Here is a 23,075-nt window from a genome sequence, read left to right as displayed (position 1 = left end):
TTATGAACAACACATTAAACAATACAATAATCAGCCAGGAAAACTGGAAGCAAGCTAACAGAGATCTTATGGCTAAGACCATTGCAGAATTAATGCATGAAGAACTCTTAAAACCAACAGCCGATTTTGAAGATGAAAAAGGATATACTGTATTCAGACTTGAAACAGGAAATGAAAATGTAGTTTACAGTTTCCGTGGCCAGGAAAGACTTATGGATTACTGGTTTATTGATAAAAACAGCATTAAAAGACATGAAAACGGGAATGTAAGTTCGTCAATCGATGTTCCTCAGTTCTTTTTGGAAATGCAGCCAGTATTCGATCTTGATTCCAATACGTTAGCAAGATATACAGAAGAGCTTTTACATACTTTATACTGTGATGCATTGATCCTTGAAAAAGGAGTAATGTCCTCAAAAGGTTTAGCTGAAGCCGGTTATCAGGTTATAGAGCACCATATGAAAGGACATCCTTGGGTGATCGTTAACAAAAGCCGTCTGGGTTTTTCTCCTACGGATCTACAAACTTACTCTCCTGAAGCTGATCAGCCTTTAAAAGTTCTATGGTTTGCTGCACATCAGGACAGATCGAGTTTCCAGGCTTTGGAAAACATTCAAAAAGAAGAGTTCTACCGTTCAGAAGTCGGTCATGAACTGTATGAAAGCTTTAAGCAAAAACTTTCTGAAAGTGGAAAATCAATTAGTGACTTTAATCTTATTCCTGTACACCCTTGGCAATGGGAAAATAAATTAAAGATCCATTATGCAGGTGATATCGCAAACGGACTTCTTATTCCTCTGGGAGAAGGTAATGATGAATACAGTGCACAGCAAAGTATCCGTACTTTATTCAATACTAAAAATCCTGAGAAAAGATATTTAAAGACAGCAGTATCTATTTTGAGTACAGGAAACATCCGTGGACTTTCCCCTAAACAGATGAAAATTGCACCTTCTATTACAGACTGGGTAAAAGGATTGATCAAAGATGATACATATTTAGCAGATAAGGGAACTATATTCCTGGGAGAAGAAGCAGCAACTACTTATTTACATCCACAATATGGAGCTATTCAGAATGTTCCTTATCAGTATAATGAATTCCTGGGTGCTTTATGGCGTGAAAGTGCATCTAATTATTTAAAAGGAGATGAAGAAATGGTAACCATGGCTTCTTTGCTGTACGTAGATGAGGAAGGAAATTCACTGGTAGAAGCATTTGCTGAAAAAGCGGGAATAAGTATTGAAGAATGGATAACCCTTTATCTTGATGCTTATCTTACTCCATTACTTCATATCTATTATACCCATTCTTTATGTGTTACCCCTCATGGAGAGAATATCATGGTAGTACTGAAAAATGGACTTCCACAAAGAATCGTGATCAAAGATTTTGTAGATGATATTGTTTTAACTACAGAAGCAAGAGAAAAATTACCGGATCATCTGGCAGATGGATTGATCCAGTCTTCAAATAAAGAGAATATTCCGTTATTTATTCTTCTGGGTGTGTTTGATGCTTTCTTCAGATATTTATCGGATGCCCTGCACACGCATTCAGACTTTAAAGAAAATCAATTCTGGACCCTTGTTCACGAATGTATTGAAAGCTATAAAAATGACAATCCTCATTTGCAGGAACGTTACGAAAAATATGATCTTTATGTTCCAACATTCAAAAGATTCTATATCAACAGCCTGCGTTTAAAAAATAACGGATACAGTGAAAATAAAGCATTTGCTATTCCAAAGAAAGATGGAGCACTACCAAATCCACTGTATCAGATAGCGAATAAAAATTCTGTCGCGGCAATATGAGAAAGTTTCTGCATCTTGTAAAAGATGGTTCTGTATTTGCGTATGGAGCATTAGCCGGAAAAAAAACCGAACTGACAACCGGAAGCATCAACCGTTCTATCTTTAGCCTGGCCATTCCCATGGTCATGGAGCTTGTAATGGAATCTCTTTTTGTCAGTATCAATCTTTTAATTATTGCCAGGCTAGGAGATAAGGTCCTTGGGCTTGTAGGGATCACAGATAACTACATCAATTTTGCTAATGCTATTGCCATTGGCCTTGGTATCGCTGCTGCAACATTAACAGCAAGGAGAGCCGGAGAAAAAGACAGAGAAGGCATGAGCAGAACCGCTCATTATATCATATTATTAGCAGCAGCTTTCGCATTGTTAATAGGTGGGTTATCTTTTATTTTTGCATCCGATATCATCAGTTTTCTTGGAATTAAACCCAATAGTGTTGACCATGGATTACTTTTTTCCCAGCTCGTATTTTTAAGTATTGGCCTGGTTATCCTGCGTCTTTCTATTAATGGACTTTTCAGGGGAGCCGGTGATGCAGCTCTTGCGATGAAATCCCTTTGGCTTTGTCATATCTCCAGTATGGTATTCGCAGTGATTTTTGTTTTTGGAATTGGTTTTATTCCCGCTTACGGATTGATGGGGTTAGCTTATGCTACCGTTTTATCCCGACTATTAGCTGTTTTGTACCAATTCTTTATTCTTCTTACAGGCAAAACCAGTATCAATATTCTGGTAAAGTTTCACTTTGATGTGCCTTTAATAAAGAAAATACTAAAAATCACCTTTGGAGGACTGGTGCAGTACATTATTCCTGCTTCCAGCTGGCTGATCATGGTTAAAATTATAGCTACTTTCGGGACAACTGCTCTCGCAGGCTACATCATTGCCCAAAGGATTGCTTCCGTAGCGACAATGCCCGCCTGGGGAATAGGAAACGCTGCAGGAATTCTTACAGGACAGAATTTAGGAGCTGGAAATCCGGACCGTGCAGAAAAAACGGTGTGGAGAGCTGGAGGGATCAATATGACTTACCTGGTGGCAGTTGCCTTATTCTGGCAGTTTGCAGCAGAGTATGTGGTAACATTCTTCACTTCCGAAACTGAAGTCGCACGATATGCAATACAGTACATCCATGTGGTTTCTATGGCTTATTTATTACTTGGCTTTACAATGGTGATCAGCCGTGCTCTAAATGCAGCCGGCAATATTATGCAGGTAACGCTGCTGTATATGATCATGTTCTATGTTATTCAGCTTCCTTTAGCTTATCTCCTTGGAGTAAGACTTCACTGGGAACTGAAAGGAATATTTACAGCAATCGTTTCTTCAGAAATCGTATTGGCTGTATTATTCTTATTGATCTTCAAAAATGGTAAATGGAAAACTATAAAAATTTAAAATGCACACAACAGACGAATTTTATGAAATAATTGCTTCAGCAATTGCGGTAAAGAAAGAAATGGTAGATGAAAATCTTACGTATCAGGAAATCCCTGAATGGGATTCTATGTCTCACTTACTTATCGTAGAAGCATTGGAGCAGTTCTATCAGGTAAAGTTTGATTTTAATGACATTCTTGAAATGGGAACGGTCGGTAAAATCCGTGAAAAAATGAAAAAATACGATGTACTCGTAGAAAACTAAGTATATGAAAATTTTAGAAAATGTAATTGCCAATAGAAGCCTCTCTTTCACGGAGGCTTCCAGCGGCAAAAGTGTCCCGATAGGAACACTATACCGGTCATTGGGTTTAAATCCTGTAGAAAAAGGATTGGTCTTTTTATACAATGACAATCAGCTGTCAAGTATTGAGGTTCTTCTCAATTTTTATGGTACAGCACATGCTATTGCAGTCTTAGGACAAAAACTGCATACAGATTTCAAAGACCGTCTGGAAACAGAGTATCGTCCGAAATACATCTTTGACCCATCAAGGGAAGAGATTGAGGGATATGTTTTAAAGGAATTCTCAGAAACGGTAAAGATCTTTGTTAAAGAAGATTATAAACCCGAAGTTGCAATTCATCCTGACATCAAGATCCTCTTGAGTACCTCAGGAACAACAGGAGTTCCTAAACTGGTTAAGCTTTCTGATGAAAATCTTTATCAGAACGCATTGAGCATCCTTCAGTATATGCCCATTCTCGAAACTGATGTTGTCCCATTAAACGTACCGATTAATTTCGTGTACGGATTTTCTATTTTTACCACCAACTGTATGCGTGCTGCGAAAATAGTATGTACAGATAAAGATATCATGCAGAAAGCATTCTGGGATGAAATGGAAGAATATGGATACAGTACATTGGGTGGTGTTCCTTATCTATATGAAAATCTTAACAGAATAGGATTCTTTAGAAAAGACAGCAGCAGCCTGAGATACATGACCCATACGGGAGGAGTGATCAATGGTGAATTGAGAAAGACCATTTTCAATTATTGCCAGGAGTTTGGAAAAGAATTCTACGCCCAATACGGACAGACTGAAGCAGGTGGAAGAATGGCCTATCTTACAACAGAAGGCCTTCTTGAAGAGGAAACTTCTATTGGTATTCCAGTACAAGGTGGAAGTTTTCAGATCGATGAAGAAACGGATGAACTTCTATTTCTTCACCCAAGTATTTGTGGCGGTTATGCCAACAAACTCGAAGACCTTTCTTCTTATGAACAACCTTCAGTTCTTCGTACAGGAGATACAGCAAAAAGAGGAAAGAATGGACTTTATTATATTACAGGAAGGATAAAAAGGATCATGAAGCTTTTCGGAATTCGTCTTAACCTGGATGAGGTTGAATTTATCCTTAAAAATGAACTGGAAGGAAATACGTTTGTATGTCTGAATTCTAACGACAAAAAGATCATTGTTCTTTATGACAACAATGAGATCGATCCTCAGATCATTACGGATACCATTAAGAATAAACTTCGTATCAATCCGCAGTACGTACGCACCGAACACATAGAATCATTCCCATTATCACAAAACGGCAAAATAAACTATCCACTGTTACAAAACTTACAGCATGAAAACATTTAGAACCCTTATATTACTTTTACTTCTTGTCAGCTTTCCTCTTATTGTCTCTGCACAGCAGAGTGAACGCGTAAACGGCAAGATCATGCTGTCTGATAAAGCGCCTGTAAAAAATGCACTTTTAAGATTAGTAAATACGCCATATCAGGCGAAAACCAATAATTTAGGAGAATACTATTTTGAAAATGTACCCGCTGGAGACTATACGCTTCAGGTGGTTTTAAATGATATTGAACTGACTCGTGAACCCATCCGTATTGAGAAAGATGTCTACGAAATCCCGGTGATCTACACCGCAGTAGAAAACAATGTTATTGAAGGAATTACGGTGTATGCTTTTAGCAGAAATAAATTTCTGGATAAAGACAGTACCTCAATTTCAAAAATGCCATTGAAGAATTTGGAAAATCCACAGATGTACACCAGTATCAATCAGCAGATCCTGAAAGAACAGCTTGTTTATGATGTATCGGATGCTTTAAAAAATGTTCCGGGTATTGTAAAAATGCAGGGCAGCCCGGGAAGAGCAGGAGATGGTAGTTTCTATTATAATTTAAGAGGATTCCCTACAAGGGTTTCTATGGTAGATGGTGTTCCAGCAACAACTAACTCGGAAATTGATCCTGCTGATATTGAGCGTATCGATGTCATTAAAGGACCTTCCGGAACATTGTATGGTGGTGCGGTTACCTCTTTTGGAGGATTGATCAACGTAGTAACAAAAAAACCGAAAGATTATTTCGGAGGTGAGGTTTCTTATCTTTTAGGAAGCTATAACCTTAACCGTGTTACAGCGGATGTTTATGGCCCTATTACTGACTCCAGAAAAACACTTTTCCGTTTGAATGCTGCTTATCAGTATCAAAATGGATTCAGAGATTCTGAGTTCAGAAAGTCAATGTTTGTAGCTCCAACATTCAGCTACCAGGTAAATGACAGATTAAAGTTCAATCTGGGTGCACAAATTTACACCTATGAAGGAACTAACACGCCGATCATCTTTTTGCCGAGAAACAGACAATTTACCTCGAGGACTCCAGATGAACTTGGGTTTGACTGGAAAAAGTCTTATTCAAACAATGATATGACCTTAAAAGCTCCATCAATCAATGTAAAAGCTGAGGTGAATTATAAAATTTCTGATAACTGGAGTTCTCAGACTTTGATCTCAAGAAACTACAGAAAAACAGAAGGATTATACCAGTATCAGTTCATGAGAGGAAATACTGATAACCTATTGGAACGAAATGTACAGTGGCAGAATTCTGAAGGGGCATCTACCAGCATTCAACAGAACTTTAATGGAGAATTTAAAATTGGTAACATCAAAAATAAAGTACTTGTTGGGTTAGACTACTTGAATCAGTCTTTAAACAATAATAATTCTCCAATTGTTGTATTTGATCAAATTGATGGTAAAAATCTTACAGCGCCAGTACAAGTGCAAACGCCAGGGTCACCGCCAGTAACAATAACGGGGACATATGGAGGTATATCTAAAGATCTGGCACTTAAAAAAATACAAGAATTTACTGATGCTGCTATCAAACTTAACAAATCACCGATGATCAGAAATACGGCAATGTCTAATGTTTATGGGGCATATGTTTCAGATGCGGTTTATATTACAGACCGTTTGATTACTTTGCTTAGTTTACGTTTTGATCATTATGAAAGTAAAGGACAACTTAACCTAAACAATAATACCCGTACGGGAGACTTTAATCAGAATGCCTGGTCTCCTAAAGTAGGCTTATTGTATCAGGTCTTTAAAGATCGTTTATCTGCTTATGCCAACTATATGAACGGTTTCAGCTATACAGCCCCAGTTACACAGCCATTACCTGATTACAGTGGTGTTTTGAAGCCACAAATGGCTAAACAATGGGAAGTAGGAGTAAAAGGAAATTTGTGGAGAAATAAAGTGAATTTCACAGTTGGGTATTATGATATTCTTGTTGACAATATGCCTCAGGAAATTGTAGTGAATCGTGATGGAACCGATTATAGAATCACAACACAAGATGGAGAGCAGAAAAGTAAAGGGATTGAAATTGAAACTATCCTGAATCCGATTCAAGGTCTCAATATTATGGCAGGATATACCTATAATGACAGTAAATTTGTAAGATCAGCTGCTGCTACAGAAGGTCGCCGTCCATCAACTGCAGGCCCAGCTAATATATTCAATTCATGGATCAGCTATATACTTCCAATCAACGGACTTCAAGGGCTAGGCGTAGGTTTTGGAGTTAACCGTGTTGGTCAACAGATCACTGTCGATAATGCAGCTACAGGACAATTTATATTCCCGGCCTATACTTTGGTCAACGCTTCTATATCTCTTGAAAAAGAGAAGTACAGATTAGGATTTAAAATGAATAATTTAGGAAATGCACAGTATTTTTCAGGACAGGGCGTTGTAGTAGCTCAAATGCCTCGTAACTTTGTTGCAGAGGTAAGTCTTAAGTTTTAACAATGAATCCCAGATTTAGAAAAATTACATATCAAATACATCTATGGCTCGGACTAACGTCCGGGCTTATAGTTGTAATAATGGCAGTCACAGGTTGTATTCTCGCTTTTGAAAAAGAATTAAAACAGACATTCTATCCGGAAAAGTATTTCGTAAAAAATATAAAGAAGGAAAAACTACAGTTTTCTGAGCTTAAATTAAAAGCAGAGCAAGCATTGCCAGACAGCCTAAAAGTCAGCAGGGTAGAAATATCTTCAGACCCATCCCGAAGTTATGCATTCCGTTCTTTAAAAATGAATAATGAAGCCTTGACTTATTGGGGTACTTATGTTCATTATTACAGGGTTTATATTGACCCTTACACCGGAAAAGTTCTAGAAGTTGAAAATGCAAAAACAGATTTTTTTGAGATCGTCATGGACCTTCATCGAAGACTTTTACTTGGAGAGAAAATAGGGAAGACCATTACAGGATATTCAACACTTATTTTAGTGATTATGCTCTTTTCAGGACTGGTGATCTGGTATCCCCGAAAGATGAATAAGAATGCTTTAAAAGGTATGTTTTCTATTAAAACATCTGCCAATTGGAAAAGAATTAATTACGACAGTCACAATGTTCTCGGTTTCTATGCTGTTATTCCTCTGCTTCTTATTTCATATGCCGCAGTAATATGGAATTTTGAAGATATTGATAAATGGGTAAAGAAAACACTGAATGGAAAAACCCATACTGAACAAAAAGCTAAAAGTAAAATACCATCTGGAGATTTTTCAAATCAAAAGGACATTTTAAATATTGTTGGAAGTGAAGTAGAAAAAACTTTAGCCGGTAAAGAATCAGCACTTATCACCTTTCCTAAGAAAGAGGAGGGAACCTATTATGCTGAAGTGACTTACGGTAATAAACAATACCAGAATGAGCAATTCAATTTTGATCAATATTCCGGAGAAATTTTAAAACATCAATCTTATAAAGACAAGAATATAGGCTATGGAACTGCATTAAGAGAAAGAAACTATGATCTGCACACCGGAAGTATTTTCGGAACTGTTGGCAGATTTTTATTTCTCTTTGCGGGAATGATTGCCGCTTCACTTCCTATCACAGGATTCATCATTTATTTAAATAGAAAAAAGAAGAAACCTCAAAAAAGAAATCACACAAAGATTCATAAGAGAAGATATTCTTTTTCAAAATAAAATAAGAACCAGGAAAGCGCAAAATTAGATTTGCGCTTTTCTTCTTAATCTTTATTTTTCTTTCCCGCAGATTTCTCTAATTATGCAGATTTATAAAACACAAACATCTGCCGGATCTGTGAGATATACTTATTTAAAACTTTGCATTTTCGCTTCTTCAATCAACTTGTTGATTCATCTTTGCCTTCTTAAATTCAAAAGTATCAATTATAAATCTTTGCGTTAAAAATTAATAGTTTTTTCTCTCGCAGATTTTACAGATTACGCAGATCAATTAAAATACAAGGAACAGTGAGAGATTATTTAAATACAAAGAATTCCACGTTTAAATAAGCTTTCTCACATTTTCAGACAATATCTTTATACTTTGTTTCATTTCTTCAAAATCCAGATTACCGAAACCCAATCTCATTGCAGTAAGATCTTTACTCTGATATAATAAAGTTTTAGGGATAAAAAGATTGTTCTGAGCACAATTTCGGCTTAGCTGCATCAGGTTCATCGAAATATTCCATTCTGTCCAGATTGCCAAACCACCTGATGGTTTTTGAAACTTTATGAATTCTCCTAAATATTCTTCCAGTAAAAGAGCAAATTGATCTCGTCTTTCCTGATAAGTTTTAACTGATTTTTTAAGATAACGATGAATTTCGCCTTCGGCAATCATTTCTCCCAAAACCTGTTCCATCAGAATATCTCCCTGCCGGTCTATAATTCCTAAATATTTCCGCAGTTCTGCCATCAGATTTTCTGGTGCTACAATAAACCCGGTTCGAAATCCCGGTGCCAATGATTTCCCAAATGAACCGATATAGACCACCATTCCGTTCGTATCTGCACTGGCTAATGGAAGGATAGGACTTTTATCATAATGGAAATCATAATCGTAATCATCTTCTAGGATAATAAATCCAAATTCATTCGCTAAGTTCAACAATTCCAGCCTTCTCTGTGCACTCAATGTTACTGTGGTAGGATAGTGGTGATGGGGTGTAAGATACAGCATGCGTATCTTTTGTTTTTTGCAGGCTTCCCGTACATTTTCTACCATAATACCTTCTTCATCAATCGGTATTGAAACAATATTTACACCTGCTTTCTGAAAGATCATATTAACGGAAAAATAACTCAAAGCACCTACCAATACAGTATCTCCCTGTGACAGCAAAACTTCTGAAACAATATAAATACTCATCTCCGTACTTCTTGTAATGAGCAGGTTATTTTTTGAAATAGGCAAGCCCCGCGAAAGATTCAGATATCTGGAAAGATTCTTTTTAAAAAATTCACTCCCGTCATGGTTGTAATGGCCAAGCATTTTATGATGTGCTTTTCGCTTCAAAATAGCACTGTATATCTTAGAATGCTGATCAATCTGTGTCAGTCTGATATCCGGCACCCCATCATTAAAAAGATATTCACAGGCAGAATGTTCAAATGGATTGTCCAGAATATTGGATGTTTTAAAAGAAAAACCGGTTATTTTAGGATAATGTTCCAGATCATTTTTTCCGAATTCTTTAAAAGGTAAAGGTTCATCATGATTTTTCCCGATAATAAAAGTCCCTTTATTTGGAATACTTTCTACCCAACCCTGGGAAAATAATTCATCATAGACCGCTACAATCGTATTTCTGTGAACCTCAAGGGTCTGACTTAAAGCTCTGGTTCCAGGAAGCTTAGTTCCAAAAGGAAGAAAACCTCTCTGAATTGCATTAATGAGCTGATTTGCAATCTGCATATAAATTGAAGTATCTGAGGTTCTGCTGATTTTTACAAAACTTTGATACGGAATTTCAACCGGACTATCCATAATATTAAAACTGGCACCATTCAACCATCCGGCAATATACTACATTTGATCCAAAATAAAAATACATGGAATTTTACAATCTATTAGAAAGCATTGTAAAGAATAATGAGATTCACGCCAAATGGCTGAACACATTATCTTTTATGGAGAATGCAGGGGCCAGAAAAATCTCCAGCTGCGAACATCCCACACAGGTTAGTCAGATCCAGCTAAAACATGCTGCAGAGGAGCACCGCCATGCTTATTACCTGAAAAAGCAGATTGGAAAACTGAATCCTGATTATTGTAAAACTTATGAAAAAGAAGAGCTATTGGCTTCATTAGCTACACGACAGTATCTTCATTCTTTGGATATTAAAGCCTGTAAATATTTACAGAAAGCATTTACGCTAAATAAAGAAGAGCTTAAATATGCTGCTTACCTTTTTGTGACCTACGCGATAGAGGTACGCGCCGACGAATTATATCCCGTATATCAGGATATCCTTACTAAAGAATCTTCTAAAATTATGGTAAAATCTATTATTCTGGAAGAAGAAGGGCATCTTGAAGAAATGATCAATCAGCTGAATGAATTTTCAGAAGACTGGCAGGCTCATGCTGAAAATATCCTGAAAATAGAACATGAATTACACGATCAATGGATTAATTCTATTGCTAAAGAAGTAATACAGCTTAATTAGAAATGTCAGCAGGTCAGTTTGTTCAATGGCAACAGGCATTAGATAAGAGAAAGGAACAGGGAATCTTCAGGTCTTTAAAGAATAGAACTGAAGGAGTTGATTTTTATTCTAATGACTATTTAGGTTTAGCCAGAAATAAGGAGCTTCAACAATTATTGCTTGAAAAAGTTCAGGACAATCCAGCATTATTATCTGGAAGTACAGGATCAAGGCTGATTAGTGGCAATAGCATAACAGCTGCAGAAACTGAAGAATTTATTGCCGCACAACATCAATATGACTCAGCATTGCTTTTCCCCTCCGGATATAATGCTAATCTGGCGTTATTTTCAACACTGCCCGGAAGGCAGGATACGATTATCATTGATGACCAGATTCATCGGTCAGTACACGATGCTTGTATGATGTCTCATGCAAAAAAAACAAAATTCAAACATAATGATCTTGATAGTTTAGAAAATAAACTTCAACGAACTGATGGCACATGTTATATCGCAATAGAAAGCTTGTATTCGATGGAAGGAGATTTTGCTCCACTTCAGGAAATTGTTCAACTCGCTGAAAAATATTCTGCAGGTTTATTGGTTGATGAAGCTCATGCTTTTGGAGTTTTAGGATATGGAATGGTTACAGAACATCAATTACAGGATTATGTCTTGGCTACCGTAATTACCTATGGTAAAGCACTTGGTGCTCACGGTGCAGCAATACTGACCAATGAACTGGTCAAAACCTATCTTATCAATTTTGCTTCTCCTTTTATCTATACTACTTCTGCTCAGGATATACAGTGGATGTCCATAAAAATTGGGTATGATTTTCTTCAGATGCATCCTGAATTATCACTAAAGCTCCAGTATAACATAAATATTTTCAGGGCACAGGCTATTAAAACTCCTTCTTCAGAAAACAGTCCTATACAGGCAGTTATAATCCGGGATAATCAAAAATTAAAAATCTTACAAAATAATTTATCTGAAAAAGGAATGCTTACATACCCTATCTATAGTCCTACTGTAAAAGAAGGTACAGAAAGGTTACGTGTTTGTCTGCACAGCTTTAATACCGAAGAAGAAATTATAGAGCTTGTCAGAACACTTAAAGAATTTATATAAGAAAGTAAAATCGTGAAACAATAAAACAGATGGTCAATTCTGGACTTTTATCATTTCACATTTACGAAAATATTGAAACATGAAATTATTTATCACCGGAATAGGAACCGAAATAGGAAAAACCGTTTGTTCCGCTATTTTAACTCAACATTTTAAAGCAGATTATTGGAAACCAATACAATCGGGAGACCTTCATAACACGGACAGTATGAAAATCAAAGATTGGGTAGGAAGCGGGGTAGTCTGTCATCCTGAAACCTATCGTTTACAATTGGCCGCATCACCCCATCAATCTGCTGCGGAGGAAGGAATACAAATTCGGGTTGATGATTTTCAATTACCGGAAACATCAAATTCTCTTATTGTAGAAGGAGCTGGGGGATTGATGGTTCCCGTCTCAGATAATGAATTAATGATTGATCTCATCGAAAAGTTAAGACTTCCAGTGGTCTTGGTCGTCAGAAATTATCTGGGATGTATCAACCATACTTTATTATCAATAATGGCATTGAAAGAAAAAGGATTATTGCTCGAATACTTAATCCTAAACGGAGAATTTCCTCCTGATACTGAAAGAATAATACTCAATTACACGAATAAAAAAACAAAAATAATCAGAGTTCCGGATGTAGATTTTATTACAAAGGAAAAAATAGAATTAATCGCAAACAATTTACAAAATGGATAAAAAAACAGAACTTAGAAATGACTGGACCAAACAGGAAATAGAAGAGATATTTAATCAGCCTTTAATGGAGCTTATTTACAAGGCGGCTACTGTACATCGCGAATGGCATAATCCGGAAGAAATACAGATATCTACTTTATTATCTATTAAAACAGGAGGTTGTGTGGAAGACTGTTCCTACTGTGGACAGGCAGCACGTTATCATACCAATATCAAAGTACAGGCTTTATTGCCTACAGAAAAAGTAATTGAACATGCCCAGAAAGCAAAAGACTCAGGCTCTTCAAGATTCTGTATGGCTGCCGCATGGCGTGAAGTTCGTAATAACCGTGATTTTGACCGGGTTATTGATATGGTAAAAGGGGTGAACGAATTGGGATTAGAGGTATGTTGTACACTAGGAATGCTCACAGAAGAACAGGCGATAAGACTTCAGGAAGCTGGATTATATGCTTACAATCATAATCTGGATACATCCGAACAATATTACGAAGAAATCATTTCTACCCGAACATTTGACAATAGAATTAACACGATCAATAACGTTAGAAACGCAGGAATTACAGTATGTTCCGGAGGAATTATAGGTCTTGGAGAAACCAATGGTGATCGTATTTCCATGTTATTGACATTGGCAACAATGCCCAGACACCCGGAATCAGTTCCAATTAACGCTTTAGCGAGAGTACCTGGAACGCCTCTTGAAAACAATCCAAAAGTAGATACCTGGGAAATGGTAAGAATGATCGCTACCGCAAGAATTGTCATGCCTTCATCAATGGTTCGTTTAAGTGCCGGCCGAATCGAAATGACAGAATCTGAACAGGCATGGTGTTTTATGGCCGGAGCCAACTCAATTTTTACAGGAGAAAGAGAAACGTTACTAATAACACCAAATCCAGGCGTATCTGAAGATATGCAGATGCTGAATAATCTGGGGCTGAAACCAAAGAAAAGAGCAGAAGAAGTTTGGATGAACAGTTTATAATAGTTGAAAATTGAAAGTGGAAAGTTGAGAATTCCGAGATTCGAAGTTCGGGGTTTGAGAGCATTAGGGTTTAATTAATCTAACTTCTAATATCTCCAATTTTTCATAAATACATTTTACATCAGTACATAAATACATTTTAAATGGACAACGAATTAAAAAAAAGAGACCGGGCTGTCAACTGGCATCCGTATACTCAGATGAAAACGGCTGATGATGCTATTCCTATCATCAGGGGAAAAGGAGTATACCTTTATGATAATGAAGGAAAAAAATATATTGATGCAGTTTCTTCATGGTGGGTTACCTTACACGGACACTCCAATCCATATATTGCTCAACGTGTATTTAACCAGCTGAATACCTTAGAGCAGGTTATTTTTGCAGGTTTTACTCATGAACCGGCTATACAGCTTTCGGAAAATTTACTAAACCTGCTTCCTGAAAATCAAGGGAAAGTTTTCTACTCGGATAATGGATCAACGGCTGTAGAAGTAGCATTAAAAATGTGTATCCAATATGCTTATAATCAAGAAAAAGCAAAAACGAAAATACTGGCTTTTAAAGATGCTTATCATGGGGATACTTTCGGTGCCATGTCTGTAAGTGGAAGAAGTGTATGGACGCAGCCTTTTGGAGACATGTTGTTTGAAGTTATCTTTATTGAAACTCCTAATTCTGAAAATCTCGAAGCATTAAAAGATCAGATTGAACATATCGCTGATGAAGTGGCATGTTTTATCTATGAACCTTTAATACAGGGAGCAGCAGGAATGCTTATGCATTCTCCGGAAGACCTGAGTGAATTGATGAAGTTTTGCAGGGCAAAAGAAATTATTATGATTCAGGATGAAGTTTTTACAGGATTCGGAAGAACCGGAAAGCTGTTTGCGGCAAACCATCTTTCCGAAAAACCTGATATTATGTGTTTTTCAAAAGGATTAACAGGCGGTACCATGCCAATGGGTATAACCACTTGTTCAGGTGAGATCTTTAGTGCGTTTTTATCTGATGACAAATATAAAACGCTATTTCATGGTCATTCATTTACGGCCAATCCTCTGGCATGTACTGCAGCATTAGCCAGTATGGAACTTTTATTACAGGAAAATACGCAATTTGCGATACAGAGAATAAGTAAACAACATACTGATTTTACAAAAATCCTTAGTCAGCACCATCTTGTTAAAAATGTACGTCAGACTGGAACCATTTTAGCCTGGGAATTGAGTACAGATCATGAGACTTCTTATTTTAATGAAATAGGAAAGAAGGTGTATGATGAGTTTTTATCAAGAGGAATTATTATGCGCCCGCTTGGAAATGTAATGTACCTGGTTCCTCCATATTGTATCACTTCTGAAGAGCTGGATTTCATCTATACAAATATCGTAGAAGTCCTTAACCTATTTCTAAAACAGAAATAGTCCATACTCTCGCTGCTGGCATAAACTCAACAGATTAAAAAACACAAAATCCAAATCTGCTCAATCTGCCCGATCTGCGAGAGTATATTTTTAAACTTATCTTTATTTTTTATTTCCTGTAGATCTGCAGATGGCGCAGATCTTATCTAAAATCACAGAATTGAAATCAATCTATTATTACACTTAAGCAAGGCGAAATCTAATTTAAAAACCTGCTTAATCTGCAAAATACGTGATAACTGTTGATCAATTACCCTTTTCTTTGTAACAATATTCATAATTTTGCTTTCTACAGAATTCAATAATTTTAAACGATTGACTATGGAAGATCTTAATTTTGAATCCAATTCATTACTTGAATTATATACTCATTTAAACCTGACGGTAAACCTGATTGATGCCACGGAGGGATTTTCTGTTTTTAATTTAAAAGATATTGGTTTTAAACTTCCTTATCAATCAACTTCCTACCGTCCGAACTTTTTTTCCTTTCTGTTTATAAAAGATGGTTCCGGACATTATACGATCGATGAATATACATTTGAAGTAAAACCTCATTCTGTATATTTTACAAACCCCAGCAACTACAGGACTTTTGGATGGGATAAAATTGAAGAGATCTACCTGATCACCTTTGATGAAACCTTTCTGAAAAAGTATATCAGCAAAGAAATCTTCGATTATTTTCCTTTTTTATTGACTGAAAAGATCAAACCTAAAACCGTTACAGATGAATTCTATGAAAAAGCAGAGCATATCTATCTTCAGATTCACTCTGAATATATGACCAATTCTTCAGAGAAGTATAAAATTATCGGTCATTTACTTGCTGTTTTATTTTATAGGATAAAAGAATATTTCTGGCAGGATTACGATCCTATTTATGAAGGTAACAGAAGTTCACAGATTGTAAAATCCTTCAAACAGCTTTTAGAAAAACATTATCGGGACTTAAGCTTAGATCAGGTAGAAACAGTCTTCAGAGTCCAGGATTATGCCAACGCACAAAATCTACATCCTAACTATCTAAGTTCTGTTATTAAAACCAAAACAGGAAAACCTATTGCTACATGGATTGCTGAAAAGACAATTTCTGAAGCTAAATCTTTATTAAAAAACTCTAGCATATCCATTAAGGAAATCACATATAAACTTGGGTTTTCTGAAACAGCCCACTTCAGCAATTACTTTAAGAAACATACCCATACTACACCAGTTCAATATCGAAAAGAACTGAAAGTAAGGTAATAATACTTTCCAACACATTTGAAATTTGCAAATAGTGCTTTATTATTTGCAACAAATACCACTTGTTCTCAATCTACCTTTGTCATGTAAAATTAAAACATCAAAAAAGACATGAACAATTTATCAGGAAAAGTAGTATTAGTAACAGGAGCTTCAAAAGGAATAGGAGCTGAAGTTGCCAAAAAACTAGCAGAAGCCAATGCGAAAGTAATTGTAAACTACGCAGGAAGTAAAACGGAAGCTGAAGCTGTAGTCAGTTATATCAAAGAAAATAATGGTGATGCCATTGCAATACAGGCAGATGTAAGTAAGACGGAAGACGTAAAATCACTTTTTGATCAGGCTATCGCTCATTATGGTAAAATAGATGTATTGGTAAACAATGCAGGAGTGATGATCACTAAAACCATTCTCGAAACTACAGATGAAGAATTTGACCGCCAATTTAGTATCAATGTAAAAGGGGTCTTCAATACCCTTCGTGAAGCGGCGACTAAATTAGCAGACAACGGAAGTATCATCAATTTTTCAACATCTGTTAACCGATTGATGTTACCAGGATATGCAACATATGTAGCAACAAAATCTGCGGTAGAACAGCTCACAAGAGTTTTCTCAAGAGAGGTCGGAAACAGGGGAATTAATGTTAATTCAGTATCTCCCGGACCTACAGCGACAGCACTTTTTCTTAATGGAAAACCACAGGAAGTGATCGACAGACTTGCTTCATTAAATCCTTTTGGAAGAATTGCAGAAACCGATGATATCGCAAGTGTAGTTGTATTTCTCGCTAGTGATGAAGCCAAATGGATCAATGCTCAAAATATTGGAGTAAACGGAGGAATGGCTTAAATAATTAAGAGATGAAAGTTAAGAGTTTCGGAATCCGGGTTTAACTAATCTATTAATATTTAACTTCTGATTTTTCAATTACTATCTCTTGCTTTTAACCCTCTGCTTTCAATTCTTTATTCTTTATTCTCTCTACTAATTAATATAAAAATAAAAAAATGAACAATAATTTACACGGCAAAACAGCCTTAATAACGGGCTCTGCCCGAGGATTGGGAAAAGCTATCGCAGAACGATATGCCGCTTTAGGAGCAAATATCGTTATCAATTATTCTAAAGACAAATCATCAGCAGATGAAGTGGTTTCCAATATTAAAGCGATGAATGTAGGCGTAATTGCAGTACAGGCAGACGTAAGCAAAGTAGCTGAAATAGAAAAACTTTTCAATGAAGCTAAAAAAGCTTTTGGAAAAATAGATATTGTTGTTGCTAATGCAGGAATAGAAATGGTAGAAACTCCTGTAACAGAATTTACTGAAGAGCAGTTTGACCGTTTATTCAGTATCAATACAAAAGGAGCTTATTTTACCATGCAACAGGCAGCTAAAAGTGTAGAGAATAATGGCCGTATTATTTATATTGCTTCCAGTACGACAGCTTTTCCTGTTCCCGGGATGGCAGTGTATGGCGGAAGTAAAACAACACCAAGATATATGGTGGATGTTCTTTCGAAAGAAATTGGACCCCGTGGCGTAACCGTTAATTCTATTATCCCTTTTGCAGTAGACCACTCCGGTATTTTTGCTGAAAAAAACAGTTATCCTGAATTAAGAAAATCGTTAATAGACAGCTGTCCAATGGGTAGACTGGCTGAAGTAGAAGATGTAGCCAATGCTGCAGAATTCTTTGCCAGTGAGATGTCCTCATTTGTCAATGGGCAGCATTTATTAGTAAACGGAGGAGCTACTCAGTAGTTTTCAAACTTTTTTCAGAGCCCCGTTTCGGCTTGTTTTTCGCTCATTTCGGTTTATTCAGACTTTGTGAAAGTATAGAAATTTGCAGTGTACTTAAAAACAAAAAAATGAATAAAACCGTATTAATCACCGGAGCATCATCAGGTATTGGAAAAGCTACTGCACACTATTTTGCAAATAATAACTGGAATGTTATTGCCACTATGCGAAATCCTGAAAAAGAAAAGGAACTGAATCTATATGAAAACATACTGGTTACTGAGCTTGAAGTAACAGAGGAAGATTCCATTCATAGTGCGATCCAGCAAGGAATCGATCAATTTGGAAAAATTGATGCTGTCATCAACAATGCGGGATATGGGCAACAGGGGATTTTTGAGGCCGTAACTCAAGAAAAGATCAAAGCTCAATTTGATGTTAATGTTTTTGGAGTTATGAATGTTACCAGAGCTATTTTACCTCATTTCAGAGCCCATAATTCGGGTACCGTTCTAAATATTACCTCAGGAGCAGGTAGGGTAACAACACCGTTACTTTCTATTTATAGTGCTTCAAAATTTGCTATTGAGGGGTTTTCAGAATCATTGGCATTTGAACTTAATTCTCAAAATATTAAAGTTAAAATTGTAGAACCCGGATATATTGCTACCTCCTTTTATGAAAGAGCCAATGAAGAATTTGCATTCGATCCTACATTGGAAGATTATAAAGATTTCTCTGAAGAAATGGCATCATTTTTTAAATCATTTGAAGGAGGTGATAATTTATTCTCATCAAATGATGTAGCCAAAGTGATCTATACAGCAATTACAGATGACACCAATCAGCTCCGTTATACTGCAGGTCCCGATATCGAACCATTATTTGAGATCCGCAACAGCAAACCGGATCAGGAATATGTAGATTATCTTAGAAAAATATTTATGCCTAATGGGTTTAAAAATTAATATAAGACTCATAAAAGTCTGCAATAAACATATTGCAGACTTTTTAGCTTATTTCCCTACTTTTGTAGGTAGAGTCTGCAATGGGAATGAGATTAAAATTACATTTTCTTATTATAATTAAAACGCTATCAAAATGATTGATCAGTCTATAAAAAAGAGCAATCTGACTTACTTTGATTCCATTTCAGAATTGACCAAGGCTTTTGGTATTCCACAACCATTACACCCTTTAATTGTTTTGTTTGATCATGACAAAGTTTCTTCAGAATCAGAAGTGCAACAATTGGTTACAAATTTTTATATGTTATCTTATAAAAGTAACCTTAAAGGGAAATTAAAATATGGACAGGGACATTATGATTTTGATGAAGGAGGATTAATTTTTGTTGCTCCCAATCAGGCATTATCAGTGGTCGATGGAAACGACTTGTGCAAAGGCATGAGTATCTTTTTCCATCCAGATTTCCTACTGTCTTATCCATTGGGAAAGACCATTGCCAAATATGGATTTTTCTCTTATCACATTAATGAAGCCCTTCATTTGTCGGAGCGTGAAAAATTAAAAATCATCAGTATTTTTGATGATGTAAAGCAAGAGCTGGATTCATCAATTGATGAGGTAAGTCAGGATCTTATCGTTTCCTATCTGGAGGTACTTCTTAATTACAGCAATAGGTTTTATAAACGTCAATTTATTACAAGGAAGCCTGTAAATCATACCATTATCGAAAAATTTGAAGATCTTTTATCAGATTATTTCAATGATGAAATATCTTTAAATAAAGGTTTGCCAAGTGTGAAATATTTCTCAGATAAACTGAATCTCTCTTCAAACTATCTTGGAGATTTATTAAGAAATAACACAGGTTTAAATACTCAGCAACACATTCATTTAAAGCTCATTGACAAGGCTAAAGAAAAATTAACTTCAACTGATCGCAGTATTTCTGAGATTGCTTATGAATTAGGTTTCGAGCATCCGCAGTCTTTCAATAAATTATTTAAAGCAAAAACAAAACAGTCTCCGCTACAATACAGGCAGTCTTTGAATTAGATATCGGGTGTGGCTCATTTTTTGGATATTCCTTCTAAATTAATTTCTATGTTATCCATATTTCTCTTAGAGCTTAACTGGAAAGAATTATTAATGGGACACGAAGAATGGTCATTTATCCTGGAAATCATTCTGCGTACAGCCATTATGTTTTTAACAATCATTATTGGACTTCGGATTTTAGGTAAAAGAGGAGTGAAGCAGCTTTCTATCTTCGAACTTGTTGTTATAATTGGTTTGGGTTCTGCAGCCGGTGACCCTATGTTCAATAAAGATGTTGGAATTATATCTTCCATTATTGTTTTTATAGTTATTATTCTGCTTTACAGCATTGTCACTTTCTTAATAGGGAAGTATAAAAAGATTGAACAGATCATCGAAGGGAAATCTATATGTCTGGTCCAGAACGGTCAATTTTCAATTGATAATTTCAAAAAAGAAAACCTGGGCAGTGATGAATTTTTTGCTGAATTAAGATTAAAAGGAATCTCCCAACTTGGACAGATTGAAATGGCTATAGAAGAAATTTCCGGAGAGATCAGTGTATTTTATTTTGAAGATATCAATGTAAAATATGGGCTTCCGATCATGCCCGATTCCCTGGAACAAACAATCAAATATATTGATACAGAAGGTCATTATTCCTGTACTTTTTGTGGTCATACAGAAGTAAAACACCCAGGAAAGGCTGGAAATTGTTCTGTTTGTAAAAAAGATGAATGGGTATTGGCAAGCAATAAAAAAAGAATCACATAAAAAATCCCTGCTTTTTTCCATATATTTGTTATTCTTATGTACGTCTATTTAAAATCGGCGTAAAAAAGTCACTAATTATTAATCCTTTTTTTAACATTAGTTCTATCTTTATATGGTCTTTCTGTATAAAGTAATGGAAGAATACTTATAAAAAACAGTCAAATACCCAATAGCCACCCGTGAAGATTCACAATAAAAGAAAATACCTTAGTTTTCTTAAATTTAAAAGAGACTTTCAAAAATATGGTCTCGAAAAAGTTCGCAGTTATGAGCTTATTCTTCATTGGTTAAGTAGCAGGTTAAGCCGTAGCCAATTTCTTATTCTTTCGGGTATTTTAGTAGGATGTACTGCCGGACTGGCAGGCGTGATTCTAAAAACTTTAGTCCATACCATCCACTATTTCATTGTCAACAAAGTTCATTTTGAATATCAGATCCTTTTCTATATTGTTTTTCCTTTTTTAGGGATTGTACTGACAACGAGTATTGTACTTACCTTATTTAAAGGGCAAGACAGAAAAGGGATCGGAGCCATTCTTTATGAAATTGCTCAAAATTCCAGTATTGTTTCTTCTGTAAAAATGTATTCACAGATAGTTCAGAGTGCAATCACAGTTGGACTTGGGGGATCTGCCGGATTGGAAAGTCCAATTGCTGTTACCGGTGCCGCTATTGGATCTAATTATGCTCAGACCTACCGGTTAGGATACAAAGAAAGAACTTTACTCTTAGCTGCGGGAGCTACGGCGGGTATTGCATCCGCATTTAATGCTCCGATAGCAGGGGTGATGTTTGCATTTGAAATACTGCTGACAGGAGTTGTTTTTTCAGACTTTATTCCATTAGTGGTTGCTGCAGTATGTGGAAGCCTTTTGTCAAGGATATTACTTCAGGAAGACATCCTTTTCAGATTTCATACCAGAGAATCATTTAATTATCATAATGTTCCATATTATTTAATACTTGGAATAGTAACCGGTTTATATGCGCGGTATTTTGTGGTTATTTCCCAAAAGGTCGAGCATTTTATTAAAGCGCTTAAAGTTTCCCGTATCCGTAAAGCTATGATCGGAGGAGCTGCACTGTCTTTACTCTGCGTATTATTTCCGCCATTATTTGGAGAAGGCTATGAAACTGTAAAAGACTTCACCAATGGAAATGCACACTCGATCATAGAAAATAGTCTTTTCAGATATTTTGAGATAGGAAACTGGACTGTTATTTTATTTCTTGTTCTTATCTGCCTCTTAAAAGCTTTTGCTACTTCTATCACTATTTTCAGTGGTGGGAACGGAGGTAACTTTGCTCCGTCGTTATTTGCCGGGGGTACAGTAGGTTTTCTTTTTGCCATGATCTGTCAACAAATTGGTTTTGAAGATGTACCTGTTACCAATCTTGTTCTTGTCGGAATGGCTGGAGCAATGAGTGGAGTATTGTATGCACCTCTTACTGCTATTTTCCTTATCGCTGAATCCAGTTTCGGATATGATCTATTTATTCCGTTAATGATCGTTTCTGTGATGTCATATCTAATGGCAAAATGGTTTTCACCAATATCTCCGGAATTAAAAAACATGGCTGATGAGGGAAAAATATTTACGCATGAACATGATAAAAACCTGATGTCTTCTCTCCGTACAAAAGATTTGATTGATATAGATTCTCAGATCGTTAATTATGATGCACCCATTAATGATCTGTATGAATTAATTAAAAATGGGAAAAAGAATATATTCGCAATAGTAGACGATGAAAAAATGCTCAAAGGAATCTTAACCTTAGATGATATACGTCCACTTCTTTTTAACCGGGACAAAGATGTATCATTTACAATCCAACAGATCATGAAAGCACCACCCGCTGTTATTCATCCTGAAGATGAGCCTTTAAAGATCATTCAGGTTTTCGATGAAACAGGAGTGTGGAATTTACCTGTTGTAGATGTACATAATCGATTTATAGGATTTATTTCAAAATCTACCGTTTTAATGAGTTACAGAGAATTACTAAAAGAATACTCCGACTAAAACTTTTTCATTTACCGAAACAATATTTGAT

Annotated in this window: 19 protein-coding genes; 18 read left to right on the top strand and 1 reads right to left on the bottom strand. The window is 36.0% G+C overall.

The window, feature by feature from the left end; translation table 11 throughout:
- Positions 1 to 2: 2 nt before the first annotated feature.
- Genes AC3WRL_RS15825 through AC3WRL_RS15800 form a run of 6 tightly spaced genes read left to right on the top strand, consistent with a single transcriptional unit; the run spans position 3 to position 8,532 of the window.
- Complete coding sequence (locus tag AC3WRL_RS15825; RefSeq protein WP_492330718.1) at positions 3 to 1,817, top strand: IucA/IucC family protein; 1,815 nt, start codon at positions 3 to 5, stop codon at positions 1,815 to 1,817.
- Complete coding sequence (locus tag AC3WRL_RS15820) at positions 1,814 to 3,217, top strand: MATE family efflux transporter (RefSeq protein WP_492330717.1); 1,404 nt, start codon at positions 1,814 to 1,816, stop codon at positions 3,215 to 3,217. Before AC3WRL_RS15825 ends, AC3WRL_RS15820 begins: the two co-directional genes overlap by 4 nt.
- A gap of 1 nt (position 3,218) precedes the next feature.
- On the top strand, positions 3,219 to 3,464 hold the full coding sequence (locus tag AC3WRL_RS15815; protein WP_214824969.1) for an acyl carrier protein: 246 nt from the start codon (positions 3,219 to 3,221) through the stop codon (positions 3,462 to 3,464).
- A 4-nt stretch (positions 3,465 to 3,468) separates the two neighbouring features.
- Positions 3,469 to 4,857, top strand: coding sequence for an AMP-binding protein (locus AC3WRL_RS15810; RefSeq protein ID WP_492330716.1), 1,389 nt, complete (start codon positions 3,469 to 3,471; stop codon positions 4,855 to 4,857).
- Positions 4,844 to 7,330 carry a TonB-dependent receptor gene (locus AC3WRL_RS15805; RefSeq protein WP_214824963.1) on the top strand — a complete coding sequence of 829 codons (2,487 nt, stop codon included), beginning with the start codon at positions 4,844 to 4,846 and terminating at the stop codon, positions 7,328 to 7,330. The genes AC3WRL_RS15810 and AC3WRL_RS15805 overlap by 14 nt, the downstream gene beginning before the upstream one ends.
- 2 nt (positions 7,331 to 7,332) lie before the next feature.
- Positions 7,333 to 8,532: a PepSY-associated TM helix domain-containing protein gene (locus tag AC3WRL_RS15800; RefSeq protein ID WP_492330715.1), complete on the top strand. Its 1,200-nt coding sequence runs from the start codon at positions 7,333 to 7,335 to the stop codon at positions 8,530 to 8,532.
- Positions 8,533 to 8,857: 325 nt separating this feature from the next.
- Here the strand turns inward: AC3WRL_RS15800 and AC3WRL_RS15795 are convergent, their stop codons facing one another.
- A complete protein-coding gene (locus tag AC3WRL_RS15795) occupies positions 8,858 to 10,345 on the bottom strand; it encodes an aminotransferase-like domain-containing protein (RefSeq protein WP_261512200.1) in 1,488 nt (495 codons plus the stop codon).
- 65 nt (positions 10,346 to 10,410) lie between these two features.
- Between AC3WRL_RS15795 and AC3WRL_RS15790 the strand changes: the two genes are divergently transcribed.
- The 12 genes from AC3WRL_RS15790 to AC3WRL_RS15735 all read left to right on the top strand — a co-directional run bounded on the left by AC3WRL_RS15790 (position 10,411) and on the right by AC3WRL_RS15735 (position 23,044).
- Positions 10,411 to 11,028 (top strand): hypothetical protein, encoded by a 618-nt coding sequence (locus AC3WRL_RS15790; protein ID WP_214824954.1) that lies wholly within the window; start codon positions 10,411 to 10,413, stop codon positions 11,026 to 11,028.
- 2 nt (positions 11,029 to 11,030) lie between these two features.
- Positions 11,031 to 12,143 (top strand): aminotransferase class I/II-fold pyridoxal phosphate-dependent enzyme, encoded by a 1,113-nt coding sequence (locus tag AC3WRL_RS15785; protein WP_492330714.1) that lies wholly within the window; start codon positions 11,031 to 11,033, stop codon positions 12,141 to 12,143.
- Positions 12,144 to 12,222: 79 nt separating this feature from the next.
- Positions 12,223 to 12,831 (top strand): dethiobiotin synthase, encoded by a 609-nt coding sequence (bioD, locus tag AC3WRL_RS15780; protein WP_261512203.1) that lies wholly within the window; start codon positions 12,223 to 12,225, stop codon positions 12,829 to 12,831.
- Entirely contained in the window at positions 12,824 to 13,819 is a 996-nt protein-coding gene (gene bioB, locus AC3WRL_RS15775; protein WP_492330713.1) for a biotin synthase BioB, read from the top strand. The genes bioD and bioB overlap by 8 nt, the downstream gene beginning before the upstream one ends.
- 143 nt (positions 13,820 to 13,962) lie before the next feature.
- On the top strand, positions 13,963 to 15,246 hold the full coding sequence (bioA, locus tag AC3WRL_RS15770; RefSeq protein ID WP_261512204.1) for an adenosylmethionine--8-amino-7-oxononanoate transaminase: 1,284 nt from the start codon (positions 13,963 to 13,965) through the stop codon (positions 15,244 to 15,246).
- 321 nt (positions 15,247 to 15,567) lie between these two features.
- Positions 15,568 to 16,494 (top strand): helix-turn-helix domain-containing protein, encoded by a 927-nt coding sequence (locus tag AC3WRL_RS15765; RefSeq protein WP_492330712.1) that lies wholly within the window; start codon positions 15,568 to 15,570, stop codon positions 16,492 to 16,494.
- Between the two features lie 111 nt (positions 16,495 to 16,605).
- Complete coding sequence (locus tag AC3WRL_RS15760) at positions 16,606 to 17,346, top strand: SDR family oxidoreductase (RefSeq protein WP_492330711.1); 741 nt, start codon at positions 16,606 to 16,608, stop codon at positions 17,344 to 17,346.
- A 158-nt stretch (positions 17,347 to 17,504) separates the two neighbouring features.
- Positions 17,505 to 18,260: an SDR family oxidoreductase gene (locus AC3WRL_RS15755; protein WP_492330710.1), complete on the top strand. Its 756-nt coding sequence runs from the start codon at positions 17,505 to 17,507 to the stop codon at positions 18,258 to 18,260.
- Between the two features lie 107 nt (positions 18,261 to 18,367).
- On the top strand, positions 18,368 to 19,207 hold the full coding sequence (locus AC3WRL_RS15750; RefSeq protein ID WP_492330709.1) for an SDR family oxidoreductase: 840 nt from the start codon (positions 18,368 to 18,370) through the stop codon (positions 19,205 to 19,207).
- 133 nt (positions 19,208 to 19,340) lie between these two features.
- Positions 19,341 to 20,261 carry a helix-turn-helix domain-containing protein gene (locus tag AC3WRL_RS15745; RefSeq protein ID WP_492330708.1) on the top strand — a complete coding sequence of 307 codons (921 nt, stop codon included), beginning with the start codon at positions 19,341 to 19,343 and terminating at the stop codon, positions 20,259 to 20,261.
- A 48-nt stretch (positions 20,262 to 20,309) separates the two neighbouring features.
- Positions 20,310 to 21,017, top strand: a complete 708-nt coding sequence (locus AC3WRL_RS15740; protein ID WP_492330707.1) for a DUF421 domain-containing protein — start codon at positions 20,310 to 20,312, stop codon at positions 21,015 to 21,017.
- 179 nt (positions 21,018 to 21,196) lie between these two features.
- Positions 21,197 to 23,044: a chloride channel protein gene (locus AC3WRL_RS15735; protein ID WP_214824933.1), complete on the top strand. Its 1,848-nt coding sequence runs from the start codon at positions 21,197 to 21,199 to the stop codon at positions 23,042 to 23,044.
- Positions 23,045 to 23,075: the final 31 nt, after the last annotated feature.

Source organism: Chryseobacterium sp. FW101-FHT12H09 (assembly GCF_058790395.1).
This window is presented reverse-complemented; position numbering and strand designations above follow the sequence as displayed.

Bases quoted from the DNA above. Each gene is read 5' to 3' on its own strand.
- AC3WRL_RS15825 (WP_492330718.1), top strand. From the start codon at position 3: ATGAACAACACATTAAACAATACAATAATCAGCCAGGAAAACTGGAAG.
- AC3WRL_RS15820 (WP_492330717.1), top strand. From the start codon at position 1,814: ATGAGAAAGTTTCTGCATCTTGTAAAAGATGGTTCTGTATTTGCGTAT.
- AC3WRL_RS15815 (WP_214824969.1), top strand. From the start codon at position 3,219: ATGCACACAACAGACGAATTTTATGAAATAATTGCTTCAGCAATTGCG.
- AC3WRL_RS15810 (WP_492330716.1), top strand. From the start codon at position 3,469: ATGAAAATTTTAGAAAATGTAATTGCCAATAGAAGCCTCTCTTTCACG.
- AC3WRL_RS15805 (WP_214824963.1), top strand. From the start codon at position 4,844: ATGAAAACATTTAGAACCCTTATATTACTTTTACTTCTTGTCAGCTTT.
- AC3WRL_RS15800 (WP_492330715.1), top strand. From the start codon at position 7,333: ATGAATCCCAGATTTAGAAAAATTACATATCAAATACATCTATGGCTC.
- AC3WRL_RS15795 (WP_261512200.1), bottom strand. From the start codon at position 10,345: ATGGATAGTCCGGTTGAAATTCCGTATCAAAGTTTTGTAAAAATCAGC.
- AC3WRL_RS15790 (WP_214824954.1), top strand. From the start codon at position 10,411: ATGGAATTTTACAATCTATTAGAAAGCATTGTAAAGAATAATGAGATT.
- AC3WRL_RS15785 (WP_492330714.1), top strand. From the start codon at position 11,031: ATGTCAGCAGGTCAGTTTGTTCAATGGCAACAGGCATTAGATAAGAGA.
- bioD (WP_261512203.1), top strand. From the start codon at position 12,223: ATGAAATTATTTATCACCGGAATAGGAACCGAAATAGGAAAAACCGTT.
- bioB (WP_492330713.1), top strand. From the start codon at position 12,824: ATGGATAAAAAAACAGAACTTAGAAATGACTGGACCAAACAGGAAATA.
- bioA (WP_261512204.1), top strand. From the start codon at position 13,963: ATGGACAACGAATTAAAAAAAAGAGACCGGGCTGTCAACTGGCATCCG.
- AC3WRL_RS15765 (WP_492330712.1), top strand. From the start codon at position 15,568: ATGGAAGATCTTAATTTTGAATCCAATTCATTACTTGAATTATATACT.
- AC3WRL_RS15760 (WP_492330711.1), top strand. From the start codon at position 16,606: ATGAACAATTTATCAGGAAAAGTAGTATTAGTAACAGGAGCTTCAAAA.
- AC3WRL_RS15755 (WP_492330710.1), top strand. From the start codon at position 17,505: ATGAACAATAATTTACACGGCAAAACAGCCTTAATAACGGGCTCTGCC.
- AC3WRL_RS15750 (WP_492330709.1), top strand. From the start codon at position 18,368: ATGAATAAAACCGTATTAATCACCGGAGCATCATCAGGTATTGGAAAA.
- AC3WRL_RS15745 (WP_492330708.1), top strand. From the start codon at position 19,341: ATGATTGATCAGTCTATAAAAAAGAGCAATCTGACTTACTTTGATTCC.
- AC3WRL_RS15740 (WP_492330707.1), top strand. From the start codon at position 20,310: ATGTTATCCATATTTCTCTTAGAGCTTAACTGGAAAGAATTATTAATG.